The organism is Pseudocnuella soli, from assembly GCF_004347775.1.
Taxonomy (GTDB): Bacteria; Bacteroidota; Bacteroidia; order Chitinophagales; family Chitinophagaceae; genus Flavisolibacter; species Flavisolibacter aquaticus.
In genome coordinates this window covers 2,457,422-2,469,767 of record NZ_CP037755.1, presented here as the reverse complement: position 1 = coordinate 2,469,767, position 12,346 = coordinate 2,457,422, and the positions used below count along the sequence as shown (strand labels likewise).

At 50.8% G+C, this 12,346-nt stretch carries 7 protein-coding genes; 5 read left to right on the top strand and 2 right to left on the bottom strand.

Features of this window, described 5'->3' with window-relative positions; translation table 11 throughout:
- Positions 1 to 76 precede the first annotated feature (76 nt).
- The 3 genes from EPD17_RS10140 to EPD17_RS10130 all read left to right on the top strand — a co-directional run bounded on the left by EPD17_RS10140 (position 77) and on the right by EPD17_RS10130 (position 6,597).
- Positions 77 to 1,015, top strand: coding sequence for a UTP--glucose-1-phosphate uridylyltransferase (locus EPD17_RS10140; protein ID WP_132053903.1), 939 nt, complete (start codon positions 77 to 79; stop codon positions 1,013 to 1,015).
- A 103-nt stretch (positions 1,016 to 1,118) separates the two neighbouring features.
- Positions 1,119 to 4,487: a UTP--glucose-1-phosphate uridylyltransferase gene (locus EPD17_RS10135; protein WP_132053901.1), complete on the top strand. Its 3,369-nt coding sequence runs from the start codon at positions 1,119 to 1,121 to the stop codon at positions 4,485 to 4,487.
- A gap of 418 nt (positions 4,488 to 4,905) precedes the next feature.
- Entirely contained in the window at positions 4,906 to 6,597 is a 1,692-nt protein-coding gene (locus EPD17_RS10130) for a T9SS type A sorting domain-containing protein (RefSeq protein WP_132053899.1), read from the top strand.
- Positions 6,598 to 6,711: 114 nt separating this feature from the next.
- Here EPD17_RS10130 and EPD17_RS10125 read toward each other — a convergent pair whose 3' ends face one another.
- Positions 6,712 to 8,007: an amidohydrolase family protein gene (locus EPD17_RS10125; RefSeq protein ID WP_132053897.1), complete on the bottom strand. Its 1,296-nt coding sequence runs from the start codon at positions 8,005 to 8,007 to the stop codon at positions 6,712 to 6,714.
- A gap of 30 nt (positions 8,008 to 8,037) precedes the next feature.
- Positions 8,038 to 11,085 carry an amidohydrolase family protein gene (locus EPD17_RS10120; RefSeq protein WP_132053895.1) on the bottom strand — a complete coding sequence of 1,016 codons (3,048 nt, stop codon included), beginning with the start codon at positions 11,083 to 11,085 and terminating at the stop codon, positions 8,038 to 8,040.
- Between the two features lie 73 nt (positions 11,086 to 11,158).
- On the opposite strand from EPD17_RS10120, the gene deoC reads away from it, so the two are divergent.
- Complete coding sequence (deoC, locus tag EPD17_RS10115) at positions 11,159 to 11,830, top strand: deoxyribose-phosphate aldolase (protein ID WP_132053893.1); 672 nt, start codon at positions 11,159 to 11,161, stop codon at positions 11,828 to 11,830.
- Positions 11,831 to 11,887: 57 nt separating this feature from the next.
- Positions 11,888 to 12,331 carry an SPOR domain-containing protein gene (locus EPD17_RS10110; protein ID WP_132053891.1) on the top strand — a complete coding sequence of 148 codons (444 nt, stop codon included), beginning with the start codon at positions 11,888 to 11,890 and terminating at the stop codon, positions 12,329 to 12,331.
- Positions 12,332 to 12,346 lie beyond the last annotated feature (15 nt).

Here is a 12,346-nt window from a genome sequence, read left to right as displayed (position 1 = left end):
ATGCATTTCTTTTTAATATTTGATGGCACCGCGGCGAAGGCCTAATTTTAGGCCCTTTCAAAGTCACTGCACCAATATGAAAATTAAGAAAGCTGTCATTACCGCCGCGGCCCGTGGCGAACGACTGTACCCTGTTGCCGATACGATTCAAAAAGCGATGTTGCCTGTTGTAGATGTGGATGGACTGCACAAGCCCGTGATCCAGATCATTGCCGAAGAAGCTTATGCTTCGGGCATTGAGGAAATCTGCATTGTATGCGCCCCTGGCGATGGCGAACGCTATGCCGGCGCATTTGCATCGCTACGCGATAACCTGATCCGCTTTTACCAGGGCAGCGACTGGGCGAAAACAGAGGCCGATAAGATTGACCATCTCCTTTCCACCACTCAATTTATAGAGCAATCAGAAGCCCGTGGCTATGGGCATGCTGTGTACTGCGCCAAAGACTTTGTAGGCGATCAGCCGTTCCTGCTGCTTTTAGGCGACTATCTATATGTGTCGCAAAAAGGTGCCAAGCGCTGCGCCGCCCAGCTGATTGAGTTGGCGTCGAGAGAAGGCTGTTCCGTGTCGGCGGTAAACCCTACTATCGAACACCAGATTGGTCGGTATGGCACGATTACCGGCAAACATGTAGCGGGCCAAACCGGCATGTACAGCATTGAAAAACTGATTGAAAAACCTTCGCTCAGCCAGGCCGAGTTGGAGCTGCAAACATCAGGATTGCGTGCCGGGTATTACCTCTGCTTCTTTGGCATGCACGTGTTTACACCGACCGTTTTTCAGCTGTTGCAAAATGAAGTGGAAGCCGGCAGCAACAATGTGCTGCTGACTCCTGCGCTGCAGCAGTTGGCCGAAACTGAAAAATACCTGGCACTGGAAATGAAAGGCCGCCGCTACGACCTCAGCCGCCGCCATGGCCTGCTGCGGGCACAGGTAGCCCTCGGCCTCGCCGGCGAAGCCCACAACGAAACCCTCACCACTTTGGTTGAATCGCTTGCCGAAGCAAATAGCTAATTGAGTCCGAAGTCAGATGTCCGAAGTCCGAGGACTATTCCGCTGGTGTGATTGTCTTCCGTCTTCGGACTTCCGACTTCTGTCTTTCCAATCCCCCTACATCATGAACATATTTATTCAAACCATAACTGCCACGGAGCCGCACCTGCGCAACCGCTCATTTTTTGAGCTGGCCAAAAGCATAAGCCCTACGGAAATGTGGCATCAGTTGCGTGAGCTGGATGATTTCCGCAAAAGCACCGGCAGCCTGTACGATAAAGTGCGGTCAATCCTTTTTTTGCACGCCGGCTTTCGCTTTTTTCTGCAAGAAACGCCACAGACGCCAACTACCGGCAAAATTCCTTACGAAGGTTTTGAAGACCTGCTGGGCCGCCGGTTCGAAACTGCCATTGCCATCTTTTTAAAACAGGTGGAAAAAAGCGGTCCCAACGCGGCCCTGTTCAGTGCGCTTGCCGACAGCTACCACCATCTTTCATTTCAAATTTTGGCCGACCAGGTGCGTAAAAGCGTACGCTCCAGCAAGGGCAATCAATGGATGTTCCGGGTGGGCCACCTCGAAGAACATCCAATTCGCATCCACTCAAAGCTGTTGCAGCGCCAACCCGACTCCTTATTTTACCCCATCCTGCACGAACAGACTTCGGTGCGGATGGACCTGACACACAGCGGCTGGTCGGATATATTTTTCCTGGGCATGGATTATCCCGAAGGTGCCCGGGTCATCAACGTATCAATCGACCTTGGCGTTTTTGGCCGCGATAAAGAAATCCGCCCACCCCTGCATGCTTATGTGCGGGTGATAACCGAGCCGGTGCTGCGCCTGACCTCTATTGATTTAAATACAACCAAAGATGTTCGCGACCTGGCCGACCTGTTCAATTTTGGCAACGACTATTTGAGCCTGATCAAAGCCGGCGTCATTGCGTCGGGGCTGATTCCGCCTTCGTTTGAAGGCACCAACCAATCTTTGCAGGAAGTGCTGGGCCGCATGGTAGCACCGGGCATGGGCATTGAGCTGGTAACCAAGGTAAACGACATTCCGAAAGGCAGCCGCTTTGCGGTTTCCACCAATTTGCTCGGTTGCATCATTAGTTTGCTGATGCGGGCCAGCGGACAAACGAAAAACCTGGAAGGCCCACTGCAGGAAAGCGAACGCCGCCTGGTGGCATCCCGCGCCATCCTGGGCGAATGGATTGGCGGCTCGGGGGGCGGCTGGCAGGATTCCGGAGGTGTTTGGCCCGGCATTAAATCCATTACCGGTACACTGGCTCAGGCAGGTGATCCTGAGTGGGGCATTAGCCGCGGCACCTTGCTGCCCCGCCACCATGTGTTGGGTGAAGGCGAAGTGCACCCCGATTTTGAACACCAACTTACCCATTCGCTGGTGCTGATGCACGGCGGCATGGCCTCAAACGTGGGCCCGATCCTGGAAATGGTTTCGGAAAAATACCTGCTACGCGGCGAGCGGGAATGGGGTGCACGGCAGCGTACCAACCAGATCTTCGAAAATATTCTTTCGGCAATTGGCAGCGGCGACATCAAGGCGCTGGCGGGCCAAACCGAAGCGAACTTTTTCGGCCCCATCAAAACCATCATTCCTTGGGCGTCCACTTATTTTACCGAACAACTTATTGCCAAAGCTAAAAAAGCTTTTGGCCCCGACTACTATGGCTTCCTGATGCTGGGCGGCATGTCGGGCGGCGGCATGGGTATGTTTGTAAACCCGGCCCATTATGATGAGTATAAAATAAAAGTGCTGGAACTGCTGCGCACCACCAAGGCCGAACTCAGCGACTCGCTGCCGTTTGCGATGGAGCCGGTGGTGTACAACTGGCGAATCAACCACAATGGTAGTTGGGCAAGCCTGCAACAAGGCGGCGAAGCCCTAATGCCCGAACAATATTATGGCATCCATGTATCGGAGCTGGTGCGATTGGAACCCACCCAAGTGCCGTACATCCGCCGGGCGGAAATTGACCAGTTTACCACCTACTGCGAACAAAACAACCTCGCCTATCCCCTGCTCCGCACCATTGTTTCAAACCTCTTTAAAGTATCTGACCCCGCAACAGGTAGCAACCGCGGGCTGGAAAATGATAAGGCCGACCGTATTAAAAAAGAAAACGGCTTTGATTTTATTCAGCACGAAGAAATCAGGCAGGAATTGCAAAAAGGCTTGATTGGCTTGTCGCGGAACAGGCTGCCGGCCGAAACCACCATCGAAGATGTGCAGCCCGGCGATTTTGTACATTTTGATGACCTGCAACCAGTAGCCGCCCTTGGCGAGGCCGCCATACGCGACGGCAAAGTGGGCGTGATGAGCCTGGCCGCCGGTGTGGGCAGCCGCTGGACCAAAGGTGCCGGCGTGATCAAAGCCATCAACCCGTTTGTAGAAATAGACGGCGTACACCGCTCATTTTTGGAAATACATTTAGCCAAAACCCGCCGCGTGGCCGAGCAATTTGGCGGCACCATTCCGCACCTCGTGGCCACCAGCTACCTCACCCATAGCGCTATTGAAAAAAAGCTGGCTAACACCGGCAACTTCGGGTACGGCGGTCCCACGCTGCTTTCACCGGGCCGGTCTATAGGACAGCGCTATGTGCCCATGGAACGCGACCTGCGTTTTCTGTGGGAAGAAATGCCGCAGGAAACCCTCGACGAGAACAAACAAAAAGTTCGGGAAGCTGGCCGCCAGGCCATGATTGGCTGGGCCAAGAGCAAGGGCGAAGGCAGTGATTATGTAGATAACGTGGCTAGCCAGCGCTTTTCGCCGCTGGGGCATTGGTACGAAGTATCGAACCTGCTGCGCAATGGCACGCTGGCACGACTGCTGGAGCAGCAGCCGCAATTGCAAACCCTAATGCTGCATAATATTGATACGCTGGGTGCGGACGTGGACCCGGCGGCGTTGGGTTACCACCTGCAATCGGGCAATGTGCTCACATTTGAAGTGGTGCCGCGCCGCATTGAAGACCGCGGCGGTGGCTTGGCACGGGTTAACGGACAGGTGCGCCTGCTGGAAGGTTTGGCCCAGCCCCGCGAGGAAGACGAACTGGCGCTGAGTTACTACAACTCGATGACAACTTGGATCCAGATCGATCCGCTTTTGAAATTGTTTGGACTTTCCCGCCATGATCTGCAACGGGGCGATGAGGCGCAACTGGCTAAAGCTGTGCGCAGCGTGGCCCACCGCATTCCAACTTATGTAACCATTAAAGATGTAAAATATCGCTGGGGGCATGGGCAGGAAGACATTTACCCAGTGGCGCAAATTGAAAAACTTTGGAGCGATATGTCGGCGCTGCCCGATGTAAAATGCGGGTATATTGCCGTGCCGCGGCAACGTGGCCAGCAGATGAAGGATATTGCGCAACTGGATACTTGGGTTACCGACGGCAGCCGGGATCATGTGGCCAGTTTGTGTGTTTTTGAACCGGCTGAGCAGCATGCTGTTCCTGTCGATTTATAGATATCACTACGTGCTTTTTGAACGCCGGCTGTTCCTGCCGGCGTTTTTTTTATGTATAAATACTTAGTGAGCGAATTTTTACTAAGCCTATTCAGATATAAAAGGGTGTAAAAACAGGCTTATTGTGCATTAAGTACACATTACCATCCCCTAATTTTTGCCTACAAAAGGTTTTTATTTTACACAGTAAAAAAATGCGCCAACCGTAAACTCATCAATAACAAAGCGCTGCAATTCACTAAGTAATTTGTATTAGTAAACAGTAAGTATTTAGGGCAACCACGTTTGTTCGACCGTATTTTCCACATTACATTTGTGCTGTCTAAGGGTTTTAACTGATACCCAATAAACGATTCCCTTAGACCCCTATAAATCCCAACCCTAAGTAAAGGCACCGGCCTTTCGGAAAAGACTGTTTATGAAAACTAATTATACCCGTACTGCACTCACCTGCATTTTTACCCTCTTTGTCGGCTTTATCGCTCTTGCTGGCGAAATCCGCGACTTTGGTTCCAACACTACTTACAACATTAACCGCAAGGATACCCTGCGCATTGTATCAGGACGTTTTACGGGGAACATAAGTTCCTTTCACGAAGATGGAGTGATCGTAGTTTCTTCCGGCGCCGTATTCAATCCCAACTCTATCACCAACCCCAAAGGCCGCATTTTTAATTACGGTAACATGAAATTGCCTTATACCACTTTTGGCAACGGAGTAAGGGTAGAAAATTTCGGCATCGTTGATGCCGATGGCCTGACACTGAATGACGGCGCTTCATGGAGCAACAAACAAAATTCGGTGACCAGTATTACCAACGGCCTGACATTAAATGGAACCACCGTACTGGCCAACGAAGGAACATTGTCGGTTGGCTCCGCTATCCAATTAAATACCCAATCCGTGTTCACCAATACCGGCAAGATGACTGCAGGTGGCGCGCTGAATGTAAACATTGGTACCTCATTGATAAATGAGGGCACCATCGCCACCATTGGTGCAATCGCAGTAAATGAAAGCAAAGTATTTAATAATAAAAATACCATCACTACCAAATCGACCTTTACCCTAAACACCGGCACTTATGAAAACACGGGTGTAATTCAACCCGACGGCGCACTGGTTATCAACAGCAATGTAACGTTTACCAATAGGTGCAAAATGATTACCAGCGGTGGTTTAACCAACAATGGTACCATAAATAACCAAGGCATGCTTTGGGTGGGCAAGACCGGTACGAACAAAGACTTTTTGACCAACAATGGAACGATTAACAACAGCGGCAGAGCGGTAATCCGCAGCGTGGACTTTACCAATTATGGTTCTATTAATGGTGATGCACAACTGTATTTTGAAGGAAAAACAGTTGGCGGCGGCACCTTCGGTAAAAGCGGCGCAACTACCGACAGCTTGCTGGTGTACGATGTAACCCGCACTAGCCCATCACGCATTTTCGACGAAGGCTGGGGAACAATACATGCCAACACTGTGTACCGTATTTTTGAAAAGCCCGATTCAATGGCAAAAACGGCTGGCTGCTCCAACCTGGTGAGCCTGTCGCAAGCACTGCCTGTTCATTTCACTTCGTTCCAGGCATCGGTGCAGAAGAATGTACCGCAACTGACCTGGACCGCGATGTACGAACCCGGTATGCGTTTTGAAATTGAGCGCAGCACCAACGGTAAAAACTTTGCACAAGTTGCTTCAGTATACAGCAATGAAACTGCAAGCTACCAATACAAAGATGCGGCAACTACAACAGGTGTTGTTTACTACCGCATCAAAGGCCTTTCGCTGGACGGCGATGTGAAATTTACCGAAGTAAAAACGGTAAAACTGGCTGCATCCGAACAAAAATCCTTCAATGTTTACCCCAACCCTACCCAATCGGTTGCAACACTGTCGTACGCTGCGAAGCAAGCTGAAAAAGTACAGATCATTGTTCGGGATGCCAATGGCAAAATGGTAGCCAGCAAAATGTGGACAGTAACAGCCGGCAGCAACCAGCACCAGCTTACCGAAATCAGCGATCAATCTGCAGGCGTGTATTTTGTAGAACTGACCAACATTATGGGTATGAAAACAGTGAGCCAACTGGTAAAAATGTAAGAGCAATAAAGAGCATTTATAGGCGCGGACACATACAAAAAGGGTCGATTCATTTGAATCGACCCTTTGCTTTTTAACGCTTACAAAACTGACTTAAACAGGCTGTTTCGAAGTTTATTTCCTCAGTTCATATTTGTGCTCGAACCGGTCACTGAGTTGCTTGTGCTTATCCGTCAAATCAATTTTACGACCCTGAATAAAAGCATCGGTGATCACCGAACTGCGCATGTCCAGCACATCGCCTTTTACAACAATGATGTTGGCATCTTTACCTACTTCAATGCTACCGGTTTTATCGGCAATGCCTAAAATTTTTGCAGCATTCAGTGTAACAGCCTGCAGCGCTTCTTCTTTGCTCAGGCCATAGGCAACGGCAGTACCTGCATTGAACGCAAGGTTGCGGCCGCGGGTGTTGCCGTCTTCATCGGCAATGGCAAACAATACGCCAGCCTTTTGCAATTGTGCAGGCGTTTTGTACGGCTGGTCCACATCGTCATCATCCAAAATGGGCAGGCTGTGCGACTGGCTCAGAATAACCGACACGCCATTTTGTTTCAACAGATCGGCCACACGCCAGCTATCGGCACCACCAACAATTACTAAGTCGGCACCGATCTCTTTTGCCATATCCACGGCAATCAAAATTTGCTTGATGGTGTTGGCTTCCACAAACAGTTTCTGCGTTTTATCGAACAGGCCTTTTACCGCGTCGAACTTCAGGTTGGTTTCGGTAGATGTAACACCGCTGGAATGGAAAGCTTTGGCTTCACGAAAAAAGCTGCGCATCCGGTCAATGGCTTCCATGCCTGCTTTCACAGGATCTGGAGCACCGGCTGCAGCCGGTAAAAACGAAGCCTGTGGCATCAGCAGCGGCAGGCTTACGTGCACGCCGCCATCCATTTTGTACACCGCGTCTTCCCAGTTCCAAGCATCAAGTTGCACCACCGAAGACCGGCCTGATATAAGCCCGCCCTGCGGCACTACATTGGCCAGCAAAATACCATTGGTGCGCAGCGTATTGGTTACTTTGGAATCGGTGTTGTAGGCAACAATGGAACGGATGTTTGGATTGAGTTCACCCAGTTCGCGAACATCGTTTGTTGACCGCACATTGTTGATCTCTACCAGGCCCAGATTGCTCAGTGACTGGATCAAGCCGGGATAAACATGTTTGCCCTGGGCATTAACAACAGTGGCACCAGCGGCCGGTGTAACGGATGCACCTACCGCAGTAATTTTTCCATTTTCAAAAGCGATCGATGCATTATTTAAAACCTGTCCATTACCCACATGCACCGTGGCATTGGTAATGACAACCGGCCCTTTTTGTTTGGGCGCCGGGTACACTGTTTCCTGCGCCGAAGCGGCCAGCGAAGCAGCAAGGGAGAAGAGAAGGAAGTATTTTTTCATCAAAAGAAATTTGATATTAAATCGTGTGAACTATTCTGTTTCCTGCACATCAATCGTCAGCAGTCCATGGCTGTGCGCATGATCGCTGCAGGTGTGCATCAGTTGGTAAGTAGGTTGCGCTGGCGATACCGGTGCACCGCTGCGTTTCTCGCCTACCATTTTCTTCACCAAGCGTTGGCGCTCTGCTGCCAGTGACTGGCGCATTTGCGCATCTTTTTCTCGGTCGAAATAAATGGTTCCATCAACGATGGTGTACAGCGATTTTGCATAAATGCTCAGCGGGTTATCGCTCCACAAAACCACATCGGCATCTTTGCCGACTTTGATAGAACCAACCTGCTTATCAATGTGCATCATCTTGGCGGGGTTCAGCGTTACCATTTTGAATGCATCTTCTTCGCTCATGCCGGCATACTTCACGCTTTTCGCCGCTTCCTGGTTCAGGCGGCGGGCCATTTCTGCATCGTCAGAGTTGATGGCTACATTCAAACCAACCCGCTGCATGATGGATGCGTTTTGCGGGATGGCATCAATCACTTCCATTTTGTAGTTCCACCAGTCGGAGAAAGTAGATGCGTTGGCGCCATGCGCTTTCATTTTGTCGGCCACTTTATAGCCTTCCAAAATGTGGGTAAACGTGTTGAATTTGAAGCCGAGTTTATCAGCCACTTTCATCGCAGCATTGATCTCGCTTTGCACATACGAGTGACATGTAATAAAACGTTGCTCGTTCATGATCTCCACAAGTGCATCGAGCTCTAGGTCGCGACGCGGCGCGACTGCGCCTTTTTTACCTTTATTCGCCTCGTAATCTTTCCATGCTTTTTCATAATCTTTTGCACGGGTAAATGCGTCGGTCAACACCTGCTCCACGCCCATACGGGTATCGGGGAAACGGTTGTTTTGCGCAGCTGGCGAACGTTTTACGTTTTCGCCCAATGCAAACTTGATGAATGGATCGGCGCCTTTAAATTTCAGGCCCTCATCATTGGCGCCCCACCGCAGTTTGATCAGTTGCGTTTGCCCACCAATAGTGTTGGCCGAACCATGCAGAATGTGCGATGTCGTAACACCGCCACTTAACTGGCGGTAAATATTAATGTCATCCGGCGCCAGGTTATCGCCAATGCGCACCTCGGAGGTAACGCTTTGTCCGCCTTCATTTATCGAAGCTGCGGCAATATGCGAGTGCTCGTCGATGATGCCCGGTGTAAGGTGTTTGCCGGTGCCGTCAATTACACGGGCACCAGATGCAGCGATTCCTTTTCCTACCTGCGCAATCTTGCCATTGCGCAGCAATACGTCTGTGTTTTGCAAAATGCCATCACCTTCGTTCGTCCAGACCGTTGCATTTTGAATCAGGATGGTTTCCTGTTTAGGCGCAGCACCTTCTTCCCAGCCAAATGGCTCGAATGGAAATACAACCTTGCCCAAAGTGCCCGGCGTCTTGCGGCGTGCACTGTCGGATTTGGCTGCTGCATTTACCGGCATGTTTACAGCCGTCCAGGTAAAACGGTTGCCCACACTGTCTTCACCGTACCCGCTCCAACCCTCTGCACCAACGGTACCGCTTAAACGAAAACGTGTATCGGGGCTGCGTTCGGGAGCCACGTTCAGGCGCACCGAGCGGCCATCAAAATAAAAGCGGGATGTAACTGTGTCTTTGCCCGCCACCAGCGCAGCCGATGTGCCAGATTTTACATTTAAAGTATATTCAGCGGGACCCGAAGCAGTATTGAACACCACTTTATAAGTGCCTTTGGGCTCGGCCCAGCTTTCTTCACGAACACTGTGTTTTTTGCCCTGCACCCAGTTTTGATAAATAGTAGCACCATCATTGAAAATAGGCCCCGACGAGATAAAGAAGTTGGCCCATTTACCTGCATCAAGGCTGCCCACTTCGTTGTACACACCCAGCACCGTGGCAGGTGTTTTGGTCAGCGCATTTAATGCCGCACCTTCGGTAAGTCCGTAGGCAATCGCCTTTCTTACATTCGATAAAAACTCCTTTGTGTCACGCAGATCGGAAGTAGTGAGGCAGAACGGAATGCCTGCTTTTTCAAAGGCTGCGGGGTTGGTTGGCGCCAGTTCCCAATGCTTCATATCCGACACCGAAACCATGCGGGCATCGGCAGGATCTTCTACATCCTGTGCCTGCGGAAATGCCAGCGGCAGAATAAACGTAGCGCCGGTGGCTTTCATTTCAGCAATGCGCTGGTATTCGTTGCCGCCTGCCTTAATGATGTATTGCACACCGGCTTCGTCGCCAATGCGGTCGGCACGCAATGCGTTCCATTTATCATTGGCTTCAAAAATCTGTGGCAGTTGCTGCAGTTCGTTCCAGGCCACGAGGCTCAGGTTGCGGCCCTCTTTTTCAGGGTTGGCTTTGTACCATTGCGCATCCAGGTAAGTTTGGCGTAGCAAGGCAATAATGCCCATCATGGAGCCGGGGTAGCTTTGTGTGGACGAGCCTTTGTTCATGGAATAATGCGCCGATGCTTTTTCTTTCAGCAGCGTCATGTTTTCCTTGTCGCTGGCCAGCGATACCAGTGCGCCGGAGCCGCGGGCTATACCGTCTTTCACGTGGGTGAGCACGGTGCCAAAACCCGCATCTCGCAAGGCTTTCGCCTTGGTTTCATCCGTTGCAAACACCCTTGCGGCGGCCTGCTCGGGGCGTATTGCTGCGTTCCAGCTATAGGCGCCTTTTGTGGTAGAAGTAAGCTGCGCCGGTGCCGAAAAATTAAAGCCGGATTGGCGCGGCGGTGGTGGCGGCGTCCCGTAATCGCTGTACGCATCCACAAAAGAGGGGTAAATAAATTTGCCGCTGCAGTTTACTTCCACTGCACCCTTGGGCACAGCACCGCCCACACCAACGGATACGATCCGCCCATCGCGAACAACGAGGGTTGCATCCTTTAAAGTGGTCGTGGCGTCTTTTACCAGAGTGGCATGTGTAAAGGCATAATAGCCGCTGCGCGGATCGGCTACGCCGTTTTGCGGAAAGGTTGTCTGGGCTTGCAATGTGGGCAGCCAAAAAAGGGCTCCGCCACAGAGCATCCAGGTTCGTAGTTTTCTCATGTAATCACTATTTGGGTTTTCTTTGCACCGCGTAGGTGCGGTTTCGATGGCTTTAAAAATAAATATAAATACTATGCATATCGCTTCTTTTATCGACCATACTATTTTAAAACCCGACACCATCAGTGCGGAAATATCAAAGCTGTGCGCCGAGGCCGTGCAGTACGGCTTTGCATCGGTTTGCGTGCCGCCCTATTTTATTGCGCAGGCAAAAAAAGAAGTGGCCGGCAGTGCTATAAAAGTGGCTACGGTGATCGGGTTTCCGTTTGGCTACAGCCATTATTCAGCTAAAGTTGCCGAGGTAAAAGAAGCACTTGCAGCCGGTGCCGATGAACTGGATATGGTGGTGAACATTGCCGCAGTTGTGGCTGGCGACCGGGCAACGCTGGAAGAGGAAATTGCAGCCATTACAGGCGCCATCGGCAGCAGTGGTGCAGCCCTAAAACTAATCCTGGAAACGGGCATTTTGACCAACGACCAAATTGTGGCCTGCTGCGAACTTTATCGCCAATACCCGGTGCAGTTTTTAAAAACCTCAACTGGTTATGCAGCGAAAGGCGCATCGGTCGAAGCGGTGCAACTGATGCGGCAAAACCTGCCGGAACACATCCAGATCAAAGCCAGCGGAGGCATCCGCGATTACACATTTGCGCAGCAACTAATTGATGCTGGCGCTACCCGCCTGGGCTGCAGCGCTAGTGTGGCCATTGTGCAGGGTGCGCCTGCCGGCGAAGGCAGCTATTAACAGTGCCTCAACAATAATGGAACTATTTTTGGTACTGTTACCGCAACAACTGAACACATGAAGCCACTATTTTTCTTTGCATTTTTGTTGATGGCGCATTTAAGCTTTGCACAGCGCGACTCGGTCCTGTATGGCCCTACGGTGGTGGTGCACAAAGACCCGCGTATTGATATGCTGATTAAAAAACAGGCATCCATCAATACTGCCACCAAAAAAATGTATGGCCGCACCATGCGGGGCTACCGCTTGATGGTGGTGAACACCAACAAACGTGATGAAGCCATTGCAGCAAAAACAAAAGTGTACACTGCATTTCCGGAGTTGAAAGCTTACCTCGTTTACCAGTCACCGTTTTTTCGGCTGAAGGCAGGAAACTTTCAAACAAGAGATGAGGCAGTGCGATACCAAAAATTGATGAATGCTTACTTTCCAAAAGGCGTGTTTATCATCAACGACACCATCGAGGTAAAACCTGAAAAAGACGACGAAGAAAGCAACTAAAATATTTAATATATG